The sequence below is a fragment of the Acinetobacter sp. 1207_04 genome (assembly GCF_052850415.1).
On sequence record NZ_VXCQ01000003.1, the window covers coordinates 203,823 to 226,147 of the forward strand.

A 22,325-nucleotide genomic window follows, 5' to 3' on the forward strand; every position below is an offset into this window, starting at 1 on the left:
AAAGGAGGGCAATATTTCATGCAAGCATCTGCTCAATCATCGTCAAATATCGAAAAAACCCAAGAAACTATACACGGAACTAGTCAAGATAAAGCACAAAATATGGTTGTATCAATCATTTGTGCAGTGGCATTTGCTCATCTACTTAATGATTTGATTCAAGCATCATTGCCTGCAATTTATCCATTATTAAAAGATAATTTTTTGCTAAGTTTTTCTCAAATAGGTTTAATTTCACTGGTCTATCAAATTACTGCATCACTATTACAACCGTGGATTGGGCTATACACAGACAAGCATCCAAAACCTTATTTATTACCTCTGGGAATGATTGTGACCTTGATCGGTATTGGTGTTTTGGCAATTGCCCCAAGTTTTACGATCTTATTGGTTGCTGCTGCCTTAATTGGAATCGGCTCTTCGACCTTTCATCCAGAAGCCTCTCGTGTGGCAAGATTTGCATCGAGTGGTCGCTTTGGCACAGCTCAATCTGCATTTCAGGTTGGTGGTAATTCAGGTTCTGCAATTGGCCCATTGTTGGCAGCCATCATTATTGTTCCGTATGGGCAGATGGCAATTGCATGGTTCATGATTTTTGCATTTATTGCGGTATGTGTTTTATTTAAAGTTAGTCAATGGACGGTAAAATATGCGCATAAAATCGTCAGCAATGCAGCATCGACCCAATATAAATTACAAGGTAAAATGCTGATTCGTGCTTTAGTTATAATGTGTATTTTAGTATTGGCGAAATTTACCTATATCGCAAGTTTAAGTAATTATTATACTTTTTATTTGATGGATAAATTCCAAGTATCGCTACAACATGCGCAATTGTACCTATTTGCATTTTTAGCAGCTGTTGCTGTTGGGACTTTTGGTGGTGGACCAATTGGGGATAAAATTGGGCGTAAAGCCGTGATTTGGATTTCATTTTTAGGCATGCTTCCATTCGCTTTAATGTTGCCACACGCCAATTTATTTTGGACAGTTGTTTTTGCAATGCTTGCTGGGCTGATTCTTTCTTCTGCATTTGCAGCCATGGTGGTTTATGCGCAAGAAGCTGTTCCAGGGCGTGTAGGCATGGTTGCAGGCATGATGTTTGGTTTAATGTTTGGAATCAGTGGGATTGCAGCAGCAGCACTGGGTGCTTTGGCAGATCAGCATGGGATTGAATGGGTATTTAAACTATGTTCATTTATTCCGTTATTAGGTTTAGCAACAGTTTTCTTGCCGAAAACCAATGGAAAATCTTAAGTATTTTTGATTGAGTTTGATGTGGTTTATAACAATAAAGCGCCTGAATCTGATCGGCGCTTTATTGTCGATAAAAATTAAATATTTAATTTTTATAATAAGTTATGATTCAATCAGTTAAAAAGAATAATCACCCAAGTAAAGAAAATAATCGCTTGCGCCACAAACTGTGCTGCACTACCCATATCTTTGGCATTTTTAGACAGCGGGTGGCGTTCTAAGGAAACACGGTCTACTACAGCTTCTATGGCTGAGTTAAAAAGTTCGACAATAATTGCAAATAAACAGACACCAATCATGAGGGCTTGTTCGATAGGCGTGACATCAACAAAAAATGTAATCGGAATTAAGACAATATTAATCCATATAATTTGACGAAAAGCAGCTTCATTTTGATAAGCAGCTTTAAAACCTGCTAAAGAATAACCTGTTGCATTTAAAATGCGTTTAAAACCTGTCGTACCCTTAAACGGTGAATAATCACTCATAAAATCAATGCCACTATATTTTTGAACAAGTGTATTATTTTAAACTTAATTTGGTCTTAATTTGAAAAAAAATCAAACAAGTTAAGAAAAATAAAGCAAACCGATGAATGGCTTGCTTTAACGATGATTAATATCTCATTTTACTTAGTTGTTGAATTGGCTTTTAGATAAGCATCAACAGCTTTACGTCCTAAAGCAGGATCATCAGTAAAAATACCATCAACACCTGCTTTAAAATACATTTCAAATTCTTTATTTGCACCCGTTTCACAGCGTTGAGCCGCATTTTCAGCAAGACCATTACATTTTAAGTTTGGAGCAAGGAAGTTATTTTCAGGACGGAAAGTATAAGGATGCACTTTTAGATTTACTGCATGTGCATTTTTAATAAAGTCTGATGGTGCTGTATAAGTGTCATTAAAAATATATGGTTTCCATGGACCGACACCGTTGGCATAGGTTGCTACATTTTTGAGTCCTTGTGCTGTTGCCATATCTGCATAAGTGATATTCACGTTTTGTGCAACAAAGTCAGCAGGGCGCATAGATTTTTCATCATATAGTTGAATAATTTTAGCGCGCTTTAATGTTTTATGTAGCGTCAGTTGGTCTTTGAAATATTTTAAATTAGTGACTTCAAAAGATTGTAGATAAATGGGTGCAATGTCTCGGGTATAGCTATATTTAGCCAAAGTTTTGAGTAATGGATCTTCTAAACTTAAATTTTGTTGTTGGAAATAAGTTGGGTGTTTGGTTTCAATATAAAGACCTACCATTTTGCCAGTTTTTTTATAATTTTTTTCTGCAAGTTCAATAATTTGTTCAAGAGTTGGAATACTAAATTGATCATTATATTGGACATTATTAGGACGTAATGCAGGAATCCGTTCACGAGCCTTGAGTTGATTCAGCTCACTTAAAGTGAAATCTTCAGTAAACCAACCAGTCAGTTCAACACCATCTATAATTTTGGTTTTTTTACGGTCTGCAAACTGTGCCAAAGTACTGACATTGGTTGTTCCACTAATTTCATTTTCATGGCGTGCGACTAAAACACCATCTTTGGTTGAAACCAAGTCGGGTTCAATAAAATCAGCACCATCATCAATGGCTTTTTGATAGCTTTCTAGGGTGTGTTCAGGACGTAAAGCACTTGCACCACGATGTCCAACCACAATAATTTTAGGTTCTTTATTGTCTTTTTCTACTTCAAAGCGATAGTCGTTATTGTCATCATTACACGCAGACAATAAAGCAACGAAACCCGTTGTGAGTAATGTTTTTTTCATCATTTTTAACTCGGATCATTCTTTATAAACTGCAAATGACTATGTCGCTAGAAATTGACAATATGACGACAGTACGGTGAAAATTTGATGAAATCGACTCGTTATTTTTAGGTTAACTCGAATCGCATATTCACAATCTCTCCATATTTGGCTTGATGATTCGGATTTCTGTTATTTCTCTTGAATTTTTGCCTTAAGTCACACAAGATCATTGCAAGAAACGGAATTACTTATTGCTAGTGATGATTGGCAGTGACATTAATCACATTCATTTGACACAGAACCTAATCTGATGCTCTCAAAATTTTTTATTCAACGTCCCATTTTTGCTTGTGTACTTGCCATTATCGTGATGGCTTTAGGTATTTTTTCGGTTTTAAATTTGCCCGTTGAGCGTTACCCCGATATTGCACCACCTCGAATTTCTGTATCCACCACTTATACAGGGGCAGATGCCGAAACTGTTGAAGAAAGCGTGACACAGGTTTTAGAGCAACAAATTAAAGGAATTGATAATTTACTTTATTTTAGTTCGAGCAGTGATTCTTCAGGTCGCGCTCGAATTAGCATTAGTTTTGAAAACGGTACAGATCCCGATACTGCACAAGTCCAAGTACAAAATAGTATTAATGGTGTCCTGAATCGATTACCTGACGATGTGCAACGTCAAGGCGTTACCGTAAATAAATCACTCGGTGATACGTTTATGGTGGTTGGGCTGTACGATGAAACAGGCAAAAGTAACAACATCGAATTGGGTGATTATTTATCTGATCACATTGAAGATGAATTATCACGAATTGAAGGCATTGGTGAATTGGATGTGTTTGGTTCGCAATATGCCATGCGAATTTGGCTAAATCCGAATTTACTTCGTCAATATCAACTGATGCCGAGTGATGTTCGTAGTGCAATTGAAGCACAGAACACTCAAGTGGCTGCAGGCGGTGTCGGTGATTTACCGGTTGTGGCAGATCAATATCTAAATGCTAAGGTCACAGCGGGCTCGCGTTTAAAAACGGTCGATGAGTTTAAAAATATCATTGTCAAATCCAATGTTGATGGCAGTTATGTCTACTTAAAAGATGTTGCTCGTATTGAATTGGGTGCGGAAAACTACCAATCTTTTAATACTATCAATGGTTATCCATCTTCGGGAATGGCAATTTCATTGTCTTCAGGTGCAAATGCGCTAGCAACTTCAGCTCTAATAAAAGATGAATTGGTAAAAATTTCTGAAAAATTGCCTCAAGGCTATAAAATTGTTTATCCACGAGATAACACACCTTTTGTACAAGAGTCGATTAAAGAAGTCATAAAAACATTATTAGAAGCCATCATTTTAGTGGTTTTGGTAATGTTCATTTTTCTACAAAGTTGGCGTGCCACGTTGATACCAACTATTACTGTGCCGATTGTAATTTTGGGTACATTTGCTGTGTTGAATGTGCTTGGTATGAGTATTAACACATTAACTTTATTTGCTTTAGTATTGGCGATCGGTTTGTTGGTCGATGATGCAATTGTCGTCGTGGAAAATGTTGAACGGCTTATGCATGAGCAAGGTTTGACTGCTAAAGAAGCCTCAATTGAGTCAATGCAGGAAATGACGGGTGCATTGATTGGGATTACCGTGGTTTTGACTGCTGTATTTATTCCGATGGCATTTTTTACAGGGTCTACAGGTGTGATTTATCGGCAATTTTCCATCACACTTGTGGCTGCGATGACCTTATCACTCTTGGTGGCTTTAATTCTGACACCTGCCTTATGTGCCATCATTTTGAAACCTAATCCAAAGCCGATGCGTTGGGCAACATGGTTTAATGAAAAACTAGAAAATTTAAAACTGGCTTATATTACCCTTATCAAAAAAACCTTAAATTTAAAATGGGTGGTTCTAACGCTGTTAGTCGGTTTAATGGCAGTGTTTGCGCTGACCTATCGGACATTACCAACAAGTTTTATTCCAAGTGAAGATCAAGGCATGCTCAGTGTACAGTTCCGTTTAGCCGATGGTGCGCCGATGTCGAGCAGTCAGAAGATTGGAGAAAGTATTCGAGAGTATTTCTTAGATCAAGAAAAGCAAAATGTAGAGATTGTCTTAATTCGTTATGGTCGAAATTTTTCAGGAACAGGACAAAATTTAGGAACGGGATTTATTGCATTAAAACATTGGAATGATCGTTCAGGAACTGATAATTCTGCACAAGCCATTCGTGAACGTGCCATGAAATATTTTAGTCAAAACCCCAATGCACGCATTACCATCAGTTTACCTTCTTCTGTGAACGGTTTAGGTGATAGTGATAGCTTGGAGTTTTGGTTGCAAGATGTAAATGGACAGGGGCGTAAGTATTTAAATCAACAATTCACCACTTTACAAGAGCAAGCGAAACAATTTAGCTCTTTTGAAAATTTAGATAAACGCTCTAATCCTGATAAAGCCAAGTTAAAAATCTATGTAGATCAGAAACTAGCATTAGCAAATGGTCTGTCACAAACTGCAATTAATAGTACTTTATCAACGGCATGGGGCGGTTCGTATGTCAATGATTTTATTGATCGTGGACGAATTAAACGGGTGATGATGCAAGGCGATGCCGAGTTCCGTTCAAAGCCTGAAGATTTACAAACGTGGACTGTTCGCAACGCACAGAATCAAATGATTCCTTTTAGTAACTTTGCTAGGATTGAATGGGAAGGTGGTCCTGATGTTGTGAATCGATTTCAAGGTTATACGGCTGTGCAAATGGAAGCAATCAATGCTAAGGGCAGTAGTTCTGGTCAAGCGATGAGTGATATCCAACACTTGGTCAATCAAAATGATGGTTTGGATGTGGCTTGGAGTGGTCTATCTTTTGAGGAACAAAAATCGAGTGGACAATCAGGTTTACTGTATCTCATTTCCATCGGCTTTATTTTTCTCTGTTTGGCAGCCTTATATGAAAGTTGGACGATTCCGACAGCTGTGATTGCAGCGATCCCTTTAGGGATAGGTGGAAATATTATATTCAGTAAATTAGTTGGCTTCCCAAATGATATTTACTTTCAAATTGCACTTCTCACGACCATTGGTTTGTCATGTAAAAATGCAATTTTGATTGTTGAATTTGCGGCTTTGGCACAAGAGAAAGGTAAAACAGCAGTTGCTGCAGCACTGGAAGGAGCAGGGCTTCGTTTACGGCCAATTCTGATGACATCTTTAGCTTTTGGTGCCGGTGTACTTCCTTTGGTTTTTGCGCTTGGTGCAGGTGCTGCAAGTCGTCAAGAAATCGGTGTGAGCGTATTGGGTGGGGTGATCTTTGGTACGGTTTTAGTATTGTTGTTTATTCCGTTTTTGTATGTACTGATACGTACTTTGTTTAAAGCAAAATTAGATCAACCTATAGGATAAATCCTTTATACTGATACTGAACATTCGGCATCATTTTATGAAAAGTAGGGCGTTGTGGGACAAGAAAAAAAATTAGCGACTCAAGATGTCATCCGCTTAGAGCGAGATTTAGCGAAGTTTGCCAATATGATGGACTCGGTGGTGCGTATCCCTTTCACTAAGCAAGGTGTCGGTGCCGATGCTGCACTGAGTACGATTCCTGTAGCGGGTGATGTAGCAGGCTTTATATTAACCTGTTATGCGGTGTATAAAGCCAAACAAATTGGTGTGCCGCAAAGTAAGCTCAATGGTGTGTTGAAGCTTGCTGTTATGGATGGTGTCGTAGGTTTAATCCCGATTGTGGGGACAATATTTGATATTTTTATACGACCAAGTCGCCGTGCTTTAGATGTCGTGCATGATCATATTCGTACTGAATACCAAATTCAGTCTGATGATCATATCGTACATCCATTTTTACATGAAAAACTTGAACAAAAGCAGCAAAATTCAGCTTTTTGGCGCAATCCCATTGTAGCTTGGGTATGGTTACATACTCCTGATCTATTGGGACTTATTGTCTTAATTTTGATTGGCCTAGCGATGTGGTTTGGGCTCAATGTGTTGTGGGATTGGTATCAAAGTTTTAAGGCGACATGATTTTAAAGCGCAGGTCGATAAAATAGGGTGATGTTATGCAAGACTATATTTCGGCAAATCTTCCTGCCATTGATTTTGATCATACACGTCAATTTTATGCATTTTTAGGTTTTAAGTGTGATTATCAATCTGAACAATGGATGATTTTAAGCAAAGATAGCCTTATGCTAGAGTTTTTTCATCATCCTCAACTCGACCGAAAAGAGTCATGGTTTAGTGCGTGTTTAAGAACACATACAATGCATGATCTTTTTCATGTTTGGCAAGCATTGGATTGGACAAGGTTTCCAAATGCACGAATCACCGAAATAGCGTGTTCAGAGGAAATAGAGCTATTTTGTGTCATTGACCCCAATGGAAGTCTTATACGATGTATTCAAACAGATTAATTTTTATATAAAAAATCGTATTTAGCATTTTAGGATATAAAATAACAAAGCCTCCTTAATGGAGGCTTTGTTATTATGAAAATATGAAATTGCTTAGATTTCTGACTTAATTTACATTCAATTGGCGTAAAGCCGCAACACGTTGTTCAATACTTGGATGCGTTTGGAATAATGCGGCCAAACTGAAACCTTGTTCTTTACCTTCAGTAATTGCAAATGCTTTCATTTCTTTTGGCATTTGATCAGGCATTTCAGACTCAGCTTGTAAACGTAATAAAGCTGAAATCATTGCTTCTTTACCTGCAAGTTGAGCGCCTGCTTCATCGGCACGGTATTCACGTTGACGTGAGAACCACATGACAATTGAAGACGCTAAAATACCAAATACAATATCGAGTACCATCGTGATTGCAATAAATGCCAATCCTGGAGGTGCATCATCGGCACGACCGAAGACATTTCGGTCAATGAAGTCACCTACAATACGAGCAAAGAACATGACAAAGGCGTTGACTACACCTTGAATCAGCGCAAGGGTAACCATGTCACCATTTGCCACGTGACCAATCTCATGCGCAAGAACAGCACGCAATTCATCTTGGTTCATACGCTCAAGTAATCCTGTAGACACGGAAACTAGTGCATCATTTTTGTTCCAGCCTGTTGCAAAAGCATTCGACTGATACGATGGGAAAATGCCCACGTCAGGCATTTTAATGCCTGCACGCTCTGAAAGTTGAGCAACTTCTTGTAGCAACCATGCCTCTGCTTGGTTACGTGGGGCATTAGGGTCAATTAACTCAGTACCTGTCGTTTTTAACGCCATCCATTTCGACATGAACAGCGACACAATTGAGCCAACCATACCAAAGACAAAACATAGCACTAAGAGATTGCTTAGGTCTAAACCGCCGGCGCTGCGATAGCTACCAACACCCAGTACAGACAGGATGATACCAGCGATTACAACCACAGCGAGGTTGGTTAGCAAAAACAAACCAATCCGCATCATTGAGAGTATCCTTTTATTAAAAATGATATAGGGTAATTTATAAAAAATATAAATCTTAAATTAATATGCGGTTTAGCCTTTGAAAATTCAAGAATAATCGAAAAAAACGATGTGGCTGTGGGGCAGGAGTAATTATTTATATCGATATTAGGTGCATAAATAACAAATAATTAAAATGTAAAATAAACGCTATTCTCATTTTTAGAGAATAGCGTTTATTTTAAATATATTGAATAGTTTAAAAATACTCATACTGGCTTTTTTTTAAACGCAGATTGAACTTTTAATGTAGCGCTATATTGAATTAGAACTAAATTAGGTATTAATTTTCAATCGTAATACGTGCAGATGCTGTTGCATTATTGGTTGAGTATGAGCCAGGAGCATCTGTAAATGTACCATCTGAAGAAACAATAATTTGACGTGGTGAATGACTATTCGAATTTGATGTGTTGTTACGACTATTGTTGGAATTGTTTGATGAGCCTGAAGCAATCAGTTGCCCTTGTGGTGCTGATTCGCTGACTAAGGCATTAGTATTGCTATTGGCTGAAGAAATTCCACCAGCATATAAATTGGAATAACGGCTCGTAACACGGCGAACGTAATCCTGTGTTTCACGAAAAGGTGGAATACCACCATATTTTGCAACATTTCCTTCACCCGCATTGTAAGCCGCTAATGCAAGTGAGGTATTGCCATTAAACCGTTTTATTAACCAACCTAGATACTTTGCTCCACCGAAAATATTTTGTTGTGGATCATAGGCATTAGAAACATTAAAACGCCGTGCTGTTGCAGGCATGAGTTGCATTAGACCTTGCGCACCAACTGGCGAGCGAGCATTTGAATTAAAGCCTGACTCTGTATGCATAACAGCTTTAATTAAACCTTCCGAAACACCATGCGTTTGTGCTGCTTGACGAATAATATGGTCATACGCATTTTTGCCACGGCTATAACTCGGTAGTACCGCTGCTTCAGAACTCCCCCAATTGCTATAACTGTGAATGTTACTGTCAGCATAATAGGTCGCTTTAATTTTAGTGAGCGATTGATCTGAACTTTTGCGATTGGTGAGCAATGTGCTGCCATTCTTATCTTTATAAATATACATTTGGCCTGCGTAGGCAGATAGGTTTACCGATGTAGCACCGATCACCCCAAAAAGTAAAAAATATGAATTTTGAATAAATTTTTTCATTGTAGTAATTAGTTTTAACCTCAACTGACAAGCAGGAGTTTATCAAAGTTAATTCAGAAGAAAAACCTTGAATTAATTTTTACCTAAATCTTTTGAAAAAATCAAGTCGTTATTGTTGGCTTAATAATCAAAAAATATTTAATTTATTTTTTCATATAGGTCTATTGACTTGAGTAAGCATATGATTTTAATGTGAAAAAAATAGTGGTTAAAAAGTGATCAATTTAATCAGGATGCCCATTATCTAGGGGCATAGCGCTGTCAAGCCCTAAAGAATCCACACTTTTATCCACAGATTTTGTGGAGAACTGTGGAAAAGTCCAAAAGATAAGCAACTTGGGTGTTAATTAGCCAAAATAAGTGAAGCCCAATGATTGTAAAGTTCACATGATGTCAAAAAGATGACGAAAGGTAGGCTGTAGTAAAAATAAATAATCTTTAGATGCGTAGCGAGGTGAAATCAGATAAAATCGTGCGGTATTTTTTTATGGGTAATACTCGTCTATGTACTCGCCAGTTGAGTCCGATCAAGGGTTTAATTTCAAGCCTGAACTACCAGATAGTTCGGCTTATCATCGTCTATTGAAAAAGCTTCGTCGTCAGGTTGGTCATGCGATTCGTGATTTTAAAATGATCGAAGAAGGTGACAAGGTGATGGTTTGTGTTTCTGGCGGCAAAGACAGTTACACATTGCTTGATATTATGTTGCAGTTTAAACGTATTGCACCCATCAATTTTGATGTCGTTGCTGTTAATTTAGATCAAAAACAGCCTGGTTTCCCAGAAGATGTTTTGCCACGTTATATGGAAGAAAACAATATTCCGTATTACATCTTGGAAAAAGATACCTATACGATTACTAAGCGTCTTACACCTGAAGGTAAAACCTACTGTGCAGTGTGTTCACGTTTACGCCGTGGTTCGCTATATGGCTTTGCACAAGAGATTGGTGCAACCAAAGTAGCGCTTGGGCATCACCGTGATGATATTTTGGCAACATTCTTCTTAAACTTGTTTCATGGTGGTAGCTTAAAAGCCATGCCACCTAAATTGTTGTCTTCGGATAAGAAAAATATCCTGATTCGTCCACTTGCTTATGTGGAGGAAAAAGACATCATCAAGTATGCAGAAATGCGTAAGTTCCCAATTATTCCATGTAATTTGTGTGGTTCTCAGGAAAACTTACAGCGTGCAATTTTGAATGACATGTTACGTGACTGGGATAAACAACATCCAAAACGTTTACATAGTATTTTTGGTGCTTTACAAAATGTATCGCCATCACAACTGGCTGACCGTGAATTGTTTGACTTTGAAAAGTTAGATGAGCAACGAGAGTTTGATATGAAATGCGATACAGAAGAAACGAAAAATCGTCTTGATGTGGTCAATTTGAGTATTGCAGCAGATTAATTTGTTGTACTAAAACATTTAAAAAAACCATTGATCAGGCATTCATTTTATAGTGAGTGCCTGATTTTTATTTGAATTTTGTTCAATCATGTAAAAATTGAACACTGCGTACAAAAAACGTTAGCCCAAAGTAAAATTATCATGCTATAACATTATGCAAGCAAAAAAGCTTCACCCTGATGTTGTTGGGATAGACAACACAATAAATTGAATAAATACATTGAGGAATGATCATGGCTGCATTTTTAACTGATGATTGGTTTGCAACTGTCGAAAAACTTACAGCAGAAGCTGGTGATTTAAACTTGCCACCTGCATTGGCTGGTCTTGCAATTAACCTAGTTGTTTCTGATGCGTCTGGTGATAAAGAACTTGCTTTAGATGGCGGAAAGATTGTTAAAGGTAGTTCTGCAAGTGCTAAAACAACACTAAATATGGATGCTGAAACGTTACGTAAAGTATTCTTAGAGTTCGATATGGCTGCCGCAATGCAAGCATTCATGACAGGTAAAATAAAAGTTCAAGGTGATATGTCTCAACTTATGGCTTTGCAAACTGCAAAACCAAGCCAAGAACAAAAAGATTTATTCAAGAAAGTTCTTGAACAAACTGCGTAATTGAAGCTCTAAATCAATTACAGTATTGAAAAAAAGCTTATCTCTAGTCTAGAGATAAGCTTTTTTTTGCTTAAATGAAATGACGTAGAAGCCTATTCATTTAGAATGTAGATTTGCTGAAACGAGATGACTTAAATTTCAAGTAATTTCGGTGAAGTCTTAATGTGTTCGAGATATGACCGAATACGCGTTACATATTGAACGGCTTGTTTATAACGTCCATTACTCGCCTGATTGTGCTGTAAAAAGTTATACATCGTCATCCAATCATTTGGGTTTTTGCCCTGAGCACGTAGACGTTTTTGAATACCATCTACAGCACCTGGCCCCATATTGTAAGCCACTAACGCAAACCAGTTACGATCGGGGTTACGAATGTGGGAGTAGCGAGACAGCATTTGATCAAAATACTTTGCGCCGCCTTGAATACTTTGAGCAGGGTCAGTACGGTTGCTTACGCCCATCGCTTTCGCCGTATTATTAGTCAGCATCATAATGCCACGAACACCTGTGGGAGAAACAGAGTCGGGTTTTAAATATGATTCTTGATAACCAATGGCTGCCAAGAAGTGCCAATCTAGATCATATTGCTGTGCCGTTTTCTGAAAGCTTGCCTTATAGATGGGCATGCGTTTGCTCAGATCACGTTGAATGATATTCCAATCTTGCTGCTTAATCACATTACGGTTATAAAAAGAGGCAAGTTGTTGAATTGAACCATTCTGTTTACTTTGACAGATAAAACCACTTGCAGTATCGGTCAAAGGGTCTTCACTACTTTTGAATACCCAATTGATCTTATTACTCAGACCATTTTTACTCAGGCTACTAAAATCTCCACAGGTTGCTGAAAAACTTGTGAGTTTTTTTTCCTCAATGGTTTGGATATCGGCTGTAGTAATGGCAAAGCTTGCTTTACCTTGTGAAACCATTTTCAATGCAGTGGCATTATCAGGAACTGTTTTCAAATCAAGTTTTACATTTAGACTACGAGCGTAGTTGTTCGCAAGGTCGTGTGCAAAACCATGTTTAAAGCGACCATCCTTAAAGACAATAGATGGATTGGATACAGCAACTACGGTCAGTTTGTTTGAGTTAAGTACGGTATTGTACTGATTTGCTTTTGTTGCATTGATTGTGTGGAATGGAACAAATAAGCAACTTAATACAAGAATTTTCAGAGGGAGTGGTTGAAAAAATGAGTTTAGGCTAAGCCTCGACCCAGAAGTTGAACTACTGTGCATGTTGTCTCCGCTACAGGTAATTACTGCCCAGAAAAATTCACAGCTATGGAGCCAAATGAATTCTTAAAAGTGTTTAAATACAATAAGGGTGGGCAATTCATGGACGTCATTCATAATGACATATGGGAAATATTTGTAGAAAAACTACAAAAATAAATAGTAATGTTACTAAAGATGGCGCGTATAATACTGCTTATTTTTTGACTTGTCAAATTTTGTACAATTTTACGTATTTTGTAATGATTTAAGTTGTTGATATATAATATTAAAAATATTTACCAACTTTAGTAATTAAAATACGTTATAACATGCGATATTAAGTAAACGTATGTAAGATTGATCACAGACTATATTATGAAATCAAACTTAATTACCCGTGAGGGACATGATTTATTGGTCGCGGAATTAAAGCGGCTTTGGCATGAAGAAAGACCTGAAATTACTAAAAAAGTAAATTGGGCAGCAAGCCTTGGTGATAGATCGGAAAATGCTGATTATCAGTACAATAAACAAATACTTAGAAAAATTGACCGCCGTGTACGTTATTTGGGTAAGCGTTTGGAAGAATTACGTATCATTGATTTTTCACCTGAACAGGATGGTAAGGTTTATTTTGGTGCATGGGTTGATATTGAAAATGATGAGGGTGATGTTAAAACATTGCGTGTTGTCGGTATCGATGAAATTTATGATCACCATCCTCAAAATATTTCCATTGATTCACCTATGGCTCGAGCTTTGTTATCGAAACAGGTCGATGATGAGGTTGAGGTGGTAACGCCGTTGGGTAAAAAGCATTGGTATATCAACTCAATTCGCTACAAACAGGATTAAACTATACAATGGCGTTAAAATTGTTCTAAATTTACCCACTTGATTTGAAAATAGGTGAAAGTATTTGCTTATAATCAAAATTATTTATATTATGACGCCCATGGAAGCGTGGCAGAGCGGTTGAATGCACCGGTCTTGAAAACCGACGAGGGTGTGAGTCCTCCGTGAGTTCGAATCTCACCGCTTCCGCCAAATATCTAAAAAGCCCTTGTATTTGCAAGGGCTTTTTTTCATTTATGTTTATAACAAAAAATAATTCGTATGAAGAGTTTTTAACAATAATTAGTATTTATCATTTCATACATGAGCTGATTTAAAGTGAAAAAGTGATACAGATAGTCTAACTCTACATAAAAAGAATGAGTTGTCATTAGGGAAGATGTTATTTCAGAATATGCGTGATTAGCTTATGATGAAAATAATAAGAAAATAAAACACTGAGTTGGTTGTGCAAATATGTATTTAAATCATGAGATATTAGATGATATTGACTAAAGCATTTTCGAGATCTAATAGCGATATTTCGCAATAAGATGATCTTTAAATGCTTGAAGGAATGAAATAATTTAGTTATTTTAAAGTGTCTATAATTTAATCAATAACAAATTATTAAAATTAAACATAAAATAGAGTTTTTATAAAAAGTGACTCGAATAAGAGGATAATAAATCCTCCTATTCGAAATGAAAAAAATTAATTTTATTGAGAGTTCAATGCATTATTTAAAAGTGGAAGGTTTTGCCCTGTCGCTGCAGCGAGAATAAAGTTTTGGCTCTGTTGAGTAATTGTCCATTTTTGGTTGTTACCACCACCACAACCATAAGTGATTAATTTACCACGACCGTCTGGTGTAGGCGTCCATCCACCACTCAAATCAAGGCAACTGTTGTTTTGTCGAAATTGCTGAGTAGAGCCTGAAACAGGTGTTTCCCAAACCTGACTACTCGTATTGTTATTACATTGAGCTAGTGCAGCTCCAGATAAACAATATGCAGGATATTGAACACTGTGAACTTTACCTACAGCATCATGAATCCATAAAGTTGAGTTACTGCCATCACAACCGTTTTTACCACTGATAAAGACTTCAGGTAATCCTGTTGTTGTCGAAATTTCAGTTTTCATACATGCGGAATTCATATTTGGCATGACTAACATGGTTGCCCCAGCCATAGGATTACTGTTACTTAGACCAAGCGTACTGACAAAATTTTTCAAAGCATCATTGGCTGCGCTGACATTATTTGTTAAATCAGCACGGTAAACATTGATCCAACGATTCAAACGATATAATAAATTTTGTTGTTCTTCATAACGTTTGAGTTCAATTAACCCGTTACTAGAAAACTCGCTTGTATAGGTTTTATAAGCCTCATATAACACCTTTTGATTCGGCGTTAGCGTGGCAATACTTTTGTTTTGATTGTTTTGTAAAGCCTGATCTAGTTCGGGTAATTCAATTTGGCGGATCGCTGAGAAGCCCTGTGTCTTACCTACAATAATAGCAGGGGGTAATGGTGTTGCATAATCAGGAATATCAATGTGAGACAGCTTAATGGCTTGCTCACCTGCTTTTTTACAGTATAAATCAACTTGTTTTGGTAAATCACTTTGCGCAAGATTGATGTGCAATTTGTTAGCATTACTGCCCATACGTGTTGGTGCTAAAGCAATATATTGTGGAGCTTTACTAGCATAAGTAACATGCGCCCAACAGCTTGCATTATTGGTATTTGTATCGACTTGAGGTAAAGCAAAAATATTACCCCAGTTACCACGTGCGGCTGGATAGAGTAAGCCCGTATTATTTACTGGATCATAGCCTCCTAAAATTGTAAACACAGGGACACCAAATTGTATTGGTTTTAGATAGTTTCCATTCGCACTGTTATACCAGACTTGAGTGGACATCGGAACTTTAGGCTGAACAATGTCCATCTGACGTGTAGTCGTATTCCATTGTTTATAACCAGTCGGTGAAGATGCATCCCAAACTGCTCGATTAAAGGCTGGTTGAATGCTACGGAAAGTACTATAACCAGTATAGTGGGTATAGTTTGATAATGAGCTTGAATAGTTTCCACCAGACATCGCATCGGTTGAATAAATATATTTATTTTGGAATAAAGGTGTTCCATTTAAACGATTATCTAAATTAGTAACATTCCAATTAAGATTGCCTCGCATACGATTACGGTAGGCAATATAGCCCCAGCCACTGTCAGGATGATGACTCGCCCAGAAATAATTATCGCCACTTTGCCCAGGATAATGTCCTAGTCCGTAATGATGTCCAATTTCATGACTAAACTCATTTCCAATAGAGTCGATCAGCGTCAGAATCCCATTCCCCCCACTTAGTCCGTGATTGGCTAAGCCATTTTGATAGTTACCACGAGCATGGTGGATTACTACACTTTGAGTTAGCTGAGGTTGCTGTTGACTCACCATACCTGCACTGGTGATCCCCCAGTTAGCGAGATTGATCCCTGTACTGAAAGTAGATTTAGCGGTATTTTCACGCATATCTCCACCATAGACATCACCATCAGTGTCACTTACAGTATCGTAAATTTTACCACTTGCCACCATGACTTTGTTTAGCACCATGTCATCATACTTGCTGACTGTAATTTGTGCCGCTGGAATGGTTTGTAAATAATCAGTTCCCGCTTGTGCAGGTTGATTGAGAAAATAGTATTGCCCATTAGGTGGGGTGGTGAGCATACCTAAACGTATGGATTGAACGACCAATTCTCCAGGTCCAGCAAAATCAATGGCAGTTGCTGCTAAGCGACCATTTTTACGTGAGTTTGGATCGACAATACGAATGTTTAATCCAGGTTTTACTTCATCCCACTTTAAAGCAGTAGTCCACGCTTTTTTTGAATATTCAACACGTGCTCGGTTGTCATTATTGCTTTGATCTGAAAGTGGAATCTGTGATGGCTCTTGTAACGCCACACGACGAATTAGACGACTGTTAAGATAGATTTCAGCATTGAGTTGCTGAACATCTTCCATTGCTGTTGTAGGTGTCACCAATAATAACGCATCTTTTTCACTGGTTAAGCGTGGCATTTGTTTTGCTTCATTGCCATTTGGATCTACGGTATGATTTTGAGCGAACTGAATCATTGCTGCAAAATTGCCTGCTAAGTCATTACGGATGATTCGCTCGCTACCTTGAAGGTCTTGATCATAAAAACCAAGTGTTCCAATTGTGAATACATCTTTAGCTGGTTCTGGATAAGCAGATTCAGAGGTCAGCATACGTGCTTGCATAGGTGCAGCAGATGTTAATTCGGCATGATTATTTTCCGTTGCATCTTGTGAGTTTCCTCCACAAGCAGATAATAATATTGTCGATATACAAAGTGATAATGTACTAATTGAATATTTTCTTGAGATTCTCATACCAATATTGACCAAATTGATGATTTTTTGATAAATAATATGTTCTGTATATTATTTGGATGTTGTTTAAATAATATATTAAATATTATTTAAATGTAGATAATTAGATTTTTATAATATGTGATGTTGTTGTTGTTTTTATTTTTAAAACATAGAAAAAGTCAATTTTTTATATTTTTATTTTAACTGCATCTTGTTAATTTATTGAAATTATTTATTATTTGTTATTTTATAATGTGTGAGTTTGAATAGTAGTTTGACAATTATTGTTATAAATGATCAATTTTTATTATTTGTTCTTTTATTTTTAATTTTTTGTATATTTATATTAATTAAAACAATGTATCTTTCATTGTTGTTGGTTTTCTTACTTTATTAATAATAATCTATTATTATTTTTTATCGGAAATGATATTGAGGTCACATAATTTAAATTGTGAATACATTTTCTGATTGAAAATAAAACAGAAATAGATACTCAGCGTTAAAATTAAATTTGAAGGTAGGCTATAAATGAATAAGGTTTATAAGACAGTATGGAATAAGCGTCTAAATTGCTCTCAAGTAACTTCTGAACAAAGCAGAGGGCATTCAAAAAACAGTCAGTCCTCATCCCAAGTCAAGCCTGTAGAAGTACAAAAAAATTGGTTTGATTTTGCTCGACTATCCTTATTAAGTTTAGCCTTACTTCCATTATCTGTATGGGCAAGTATTTACGATACTCAGTTACCAACAGGAGGCAATATAACTGTTGGCTCGGCTCAAATTAGTCAAAATAACAATACGCTGAATGTTCATCAAAATAGTCAAAATGTTGGAATTCAATGGAATGATTTCAATATTGGGCAAAATGCTACGGTTAACTTCCATCAGCCAAATTCATCTTCTATTGCTGTAAACCGTGTTTTAGATAGTAATGCTAGCCAAATTATGGGGAAATTGAACGCCAATGGTCAGGTATTTTTACTGAACCCGAATGGTGTCATTTTTTCGAAAACGGCTCAGGTGAATGTCGGAGGGATTGTTGCATCGACATTAAATGTAACAGATGGCGATATTATGAGTGGCAACTTTACTCTAAAAAATCAGGGTGGTGCAGGTAAAGTTGAAAACCATGGTTCCATTATTGCCAATGGTGGTGTGATTGCTTTTATTGCGCCGAATGTGATTAATACGGGGAATGTTGAGTCTAAAAATGGCGTGATTCATTTTACTGCCGCAGATCAGGTAATTTTGCATTTACAAGATGGTCAATTGACTGAATATCAAGTCGATATTGGAACTTTACAAGGTTTGATTGACAACCAAGGCGCTATTCTCGCTAATAATGGCGCTGTATATTTAACTGCGAAAGCCAAAGATAGTTTAAGTAAAGCAGTTGTTAATCATAGCGGGATTATCGAAGCCAACCGTTTAACGAAAAATGCCAAAGGTGAAATTGTCCTTCTCGCGGATATGGAGCAAGGTACAGCCAATATTAATGGTGTGCTGAAAGCTGAAGGAAAAAATGGGCAAGATGGAGGCTTTATTGAAACCTCAGCTGCTACGGTTCATATTGGACAAGATACTCAGGTATCGACCAAGGCCGAGGGTGCCAAGACAGGTACATGGCTTATCGATCCAACTGATTTCACTATTCATGGGGGCACAGGGGCAGCAACGGGTAGCGGAATTGGAGCGATCACATTACAAAATAATTTGAATAACACCTCAATTCAGCTTGAAACACAAAATACAGGAAGTGAAAAAGGTGATATCCATGTCAACGCAGCAGTGACATGGAATAAAGACACTACACTTACGCTAAATGCACATAACGATATCAACATCAATGCCAATATTACAGCTCAACATCAAGATGGAAAAGTTGAACTACTATATGGGCAAAATGGTGAAAAAAATGCCAACTATTATTTAAATAATAATGCTCAAATCAATTTGCAAGCAGGTCAAAATTTTAGTACCCAAAAAGGCACAAATACAGTCAATCGTATCGATTATACAGTCATTACACAGTTAGGGAATGAGGGCTCAACATCAGGTACAGACTTACAGGGGATCAATGGTGATTTATCTGGAAATTATGTTTTAGGTGCAGATATTGATGCGACTGTAACGAAAGATTGGGGAAGTTTTGATGAACAAGGCTTTAACCCAATTGGCAATGAGTGGGATGGCAGTTTTACAGGACGTTTTGATGGCTTAGGACACAAGGTTTCCAATCTCAATATCGATCGAAGCTATGCTTATGGTGTAGGGTTATTTGGCTCAATCCAAGATGCTATTGTTCGAAATATTGGTGTTCAAAGTGGTAGCATTCGTGGTGATAGTTTTGTTGGTGGTTTGGTTGGACAAAGTCACAATAGCTTGATTGAAAATAGCTTTAGCCGTGCCAATGTGGAAGGAATTGCGACGATTGGCGGTTTGGTCGGAGGCAACTACGATGGCAGTCAAATTCAAGATTCTCATGCAACAGGAAATGTAACAGGTGGAGATTTTTCACTGTATGTAGGTGGTCTAGCAGGTGCAAATGACAACGCTCAGATTGAAAACTCCTATGCCACTGGGACAGTGAAAGGTGATGAAATTGTCGGTGGACTCGTCGGAGATAATAATAACAATGCCGTGATTGATCGCAGTTATGCAACAGGTCAAGTTACAGGGGGGAGCAATGTCGGAGGTTTAGCTGGAAACTCATATTACGGTTCAGAAATTAAAGACAGTTATGCAGTCGGTTCAGTGACAGGCAATAACATTGTGGGTGGATTAGTCGGTGAAAATCTTGCTGCGAGTATTAATACTAGTTATGCCTTAGGTAAAGTTGCAGCGACAGATAAGACTGCAGGTGGTTTGGTCGCGAAAAATACCCAAGGCACTGTAAATAACAGTTATTGGGACAAAGACCGAACAGGTCAAACGACGAGTGCAGGCAGTGCAAATAAAAATGGTCTAGCAAGTCAGGATATGTTCAAAGCAGATCAGTTTATCGGTTTTGATTTTGACACCGTTTGGGGAAATGCCAATGATCAAACCACGCCATATTTACAAAATCACAAAGGTAGCAATCAGGTCATTAAGAAAGATGATGTTACAGGCGCCTTTTATGGTGTGATTCAAACCATTCAACAATTACAAGCGGTGAATAATCAACTCGATGGGCATTATCTTATTGGTAATGACATTGATGCCAGTGCTACGCAAAGTTGGGGTGATTCTGAAGGTAATGGTTTTAAATCTATTGGTGATCAAGACACTGCATTTACAGGTGTAATTGATGGTTTAGGTCATCAGATAAAAGAACTGTATATAGACCGAAAAAATAGCGACCAAGTGGGTTTAATTGGAATCAATCAGGGCACAGTTAATCATCTCAGTATAAAAGATGCCAACATTACGGGACGTGATTTTGTTGGTGGTGTAATTGGTCAAAACGAAGGGCAAGTGAGTGAAATCTATAGTTCTGGTACGATTACGGGGCAGAAGCATGTAGGTGGGCTGCTCGGAAGTAACAATCAGACTGTACATGAAGTGTATAGCACTGCGAATGTAAGTGGACAACAGCAAGTCGGTGGTTTAGTTGGACAAAACACAGGAATACTTCAGGATATTTATAGTACTGGAGATGTCAAAGGTGTCGATCAGGTTGGTGGTTTGGTCGGATTTAATAGCCAAAATGCGAATATTAAAAATGCTTTTACAACAGGAACTGTGACGGGAGCAAGCAAAGTCGGTGGTGTAGTTGGTCAAAATGACGGTACGCTGGTAGCAACCTATTGGAATACCGATCATCAACAAACGACATCGAAAGGTGTAGGCGAAGGTTTAGGTGATGCAATAGGTCTGACTACTGAACAAATGAAACATGCTAAAAACTTTTCATTCCTCAATGAAGATAGTCAACTAGGCGGTAAAGATACGGTTTGGCGAATCTATGAGGGAAATACAAGTCCCTTGTTACGTCGGTACTTAACAACAGTTGATTTATCGCTCAAAGATAAAAATACAGTCTATAACGGTAAGGAACAGCATTTCGCAGATGTTTGGGGATTAGATGAGTCTAAATATAAAGCTCAAGGTCAAGTTAGTGGAACAAATGCAGGCCAATATAAAGCGACTTATTATTCAGATGATCAACAAGGCTACGACTTTATTGGAAATGAAGGCACTTTAACCATCGATAAAGCAAAAGTCACTGTGACTGGTTCAAGTGAAACGGACAAAATATATAATGGTCAAAATCAGTCTATGAGCCGTCCAGACTATACCGTGAGTGGTATGGTCAATGGTGAAAGTGAAATATTATTGGGTTCAATTTCCGCTTCAGGTGTAACAGGTAAAGACGCAGGAACTTATGACAATAAAGTGACAGGTAAAAATCAGTCAACTCAGAATTACGACATTGTCTATGTTGATGGTAAATTTATTATTAATAAGAAAAAAATTACTGTCACTGCTCTAGATGAAACTCGTGAATATAATGGATTTAATCAACAGATAAATAGTTTTAAGGCTGAAGGTTTGGTCGATGGTGAGAATGAAAGTGTTTTAGCCAACAGTGTGAATGCACTTGCTACACGTAAAGATGCAGGCACCTACGATCATTTGGCTGCATATAAAAATGGAAGTGGTGATAAAAATTATGATATTACCTTCCAAAAAGGAACTTATACCATCACCAAAGCCAATGCCACTGTCAAAGGAAATAATCTCGATACGACTTATAATGGAACAGTACAAAACCAAGGTGGGTATGTCGTTTCAGGTTTGAAAGGTAATGATAAACAAGGTGTTTTAGGTAATATTGGCAATACGGCTGCAAGTGGTAAAAATGCAGGCCAATATCAGAATACAGTATCAGGTGCAGAGTCTAGTGCTAACTATAATATTGTGTATGAAAATGGCGTATTGGATATTGCCCAAAAACAAATCACAGGCTCAATTAGTGCACAAGACAAAGTCTACGATGGCACGACCAATGCGATTGTGAATGGTAGTCTGAACGGTGTGATCACTGGTGACAATGTCAATATCACAGCACAAGGTCAATTTAGCGATAAAAATGCAGGCTCAAATAAGAATGTGAATGTATCAGGTGCTTTAAATGGTACAGATGCAGGCAACTACG

At 37.6% G+C, this 22,325-nt stretch carries 14 protein-coding genes and 1 tRNA gene; 9 read left to right on the top strand and 6 right to left on the bottom strand.

The genetic code is table 11. The features are described from left to right. The first annotated feature begins 102 nt into the window (after window positions 1-102). A complete protein-coding gene (locus FW754_RS04430; protein ID WP_446323989.1) occupies window positions 103-1,257 on the top strand; it encodes an MFS transporter in 1,155 nt (384 codons plus the stop codon). Window positions 1,258-1,370: 113 nt separating this feature from the next. Here the strand turns inward: FW754_RS04430 and FW754_RS04435 are convergent, their stop codons facing one another. Both FW754_RS04435 and FW754_RS04440 read right to left on the bottom strand, forming a co-directional pair. Further along, window positions 1,371-1,745, bottom strand: a complete 375-nt coding sequence (locus FW754_RS04435; RefSeq protein ID WP_409511235.1) for a diacylglycerol kinase — start codon at window positions 1,743-1,745, stop codon at window positions 1,371-1,373. Between the two features lie 140 nt (window positions 1,746-1,885). Beyond that, complete coding sequence (locus FW754_RS04440; RefSeq protein ID WP_419346480.1) at window positions 1,886-3,037, bottom strand: glycerophosphodiester phosphodiesterase; 1,152 nt, start codon at window positions 3,035-3,037, stop codon at window positions 1,886-1,888. Window positions 3,038-3,326: 289 nt separating this feature from the next. Between FW754_RS04440 and FW754_RS04445 the strand changes: the two genes are divergently transcribed. Genes FW754_RS04445 through FW754_RS04455 form a run of 3 tightly spaced genes read left to right on the top strand, consistent with a single transcriptional unit; the run spans window position 3,327 to window position 7,459 of the window. After that, window positions 3,327-6,431: a multidrug efflux RND transporter permease subunit gene (locus FW754_RS04445; protein WP_446323977.1), complete on the top strand. Its 3,105-nt coding sequence runs from the start codon at window positions 3,327-3,329 to the stop codon at window positions 6,429-6,431. Window positions 6,432-6,485: 54 nt separating this feature from the next. Continuing rightward, a complete protein-coding gene (locus tag FW754_RS04450; RefSeq protein WP_419346477.1) occupies window positions 6,486-7,070 on the top strand; it encodes a DUF4112 domain-containing protein in 585 nt (194 codons plus the stop codon). Window positions 7,071-7,105: 35 nt separating this feature from the next. Next, a complete protein-coding gene (locus tag FW754_RS04455; RefSeq protein WP_419346475.1) occupies window positions 7,106-7,459 on the top strand; it encodes a hypothetical protein in 354 nt (117 codons plus the stop codon). Window positions 7,460-7,565: 106 nt separating this feature from the next. Here the strand turns inward: FW754_RS04455 and htpX are convergent, their stop codons facing one another. Both htpX and FW754_RS04465 read right to left on the bottom strand, forming a co-directional pair. Further along, window positions 7,566-8,471 (bottom strand): protease HtpX, encoded by a 906-nt coding sequence (gene htpX / locus FW754_RS04460; protein ID WP_409511230.1) that lies wholly within the window; start codon window positions 8,469-8,471, stop codon window positions 7,566-7,568. A gap of 322 nt (window positions 8,472-8,793) precedes the next feature. Next, window positions 8,794-9,588 carry a lytic transglycosylase domain-containing protein gene (locus tag FW754_RS04465; RefSeq protein ID WP_419346473.1) on the bottom strand — a complete coding sequence of 265 codons (795 nt, stop codon included), beginning with the start codon at window positions 9,586-9,588 and terminating at the stop codon, window positions 8,794-8,796. Between the two features lie 591 nt (window positions 9,589-10,179). Between FW754_RS04465 and ttcA the strand changes: the two genes are divergently transcribed. Together ttcA and FW754_RS04475 are read left to right on the top strand one after the other, a co-directional pair. Continuing rightward, window positions 10,180-11,088 carry a tRNA 2-thiocytidine(32) synthetase TtcA gene (ttcA, locus tag FW754_RS04470; protein ID WP_409511228.1) on the top strand — a complete coding sequence of 303 codons (909 nt, stop codon included), beginning with the start codon at window positions 10,180-10,182 and terminating at the stop codon, window positions 11,086-11,088. Window positions 11,089-11,321: 233 nt separating this feature from the next. After that, window positions 11,322-11,705 carry an SCP2 sterol-binding domain-containing protein gene (locus tag FW754_RS04475; protein WP_446323978.1) on the top strand — a complete coding sequence of 128 codons (384 nt, stop codon included), beginning with the start codon at window positions 11,322-11,324 and terminating at the stop codon, window positions 11,703-11,705. Window positions 11,706-11,836: 131 nt separating this feature from the next. On the opposite strand, the gene FW754_RS04480 is transcribed toward FW754_RS04475, so the two are convergent. Beyond that, on the bottom strand, window positions 11,837-12,949 hold the full coding sequence (locus FW754_RS04480; protein WP_409511226.1) for a transglycosylase SLT domain-containing protein: 1,113 nt from the start codon (window positions 12,947-12,949) through the stop codon (window positions 11,837-11,839). 354 nt (window positions 12,950-13,303) lie between these two features. Between FW754_RS04480 and greB the strand changes: the two genes are divergently transcribed. Further along, complete coding sequence (gene greB / locus FW754_RS04485) at window positions 13,304-13,783, top strand: transcription elongation factor GreB (RefSeq protein ID WP_409511225.1); 480 nt, start codon at window positions 13,304-13,306, stop codon at window positions 13,781-13,783. A gap of 102 nt (window positions 13,784-13,885) precedes the next feature. Further along, window positions 13,886-13,975: transfer RNA gene (locus tag FW754_RS04490), tRNA-Ser, on the top strand. Between the two features lie 507 nt (window positions 13,976-14,482). Here the strand turns inward: FW754_RS04490 and FW754_RS04495 are convergent. After that, on the bottom strand, window positions 14,483-17,200 hold the full coding sequence (locus FW754_RS04495) for a M66 family metalloprotease (protein ID WP_446323979.1): 2,718 nt from the start codon (window positions 17,198-17,200) through the stop codon (window positions 14,483-14,485). Between the two features lie 513 nt (window positions 17,201-17,713). On the opposite strand from FW754_RS04495, the gene FW754_RS04500 reads away from it, so the two are divergent. Then, on the top strand, window positions 17,714-22,325 hold a 4,612-nt coding region (locus FW754_RS04500), incomplete at its 3' end, for a GLUG motif-containing protein (RefSeq protein WP_446323980.1).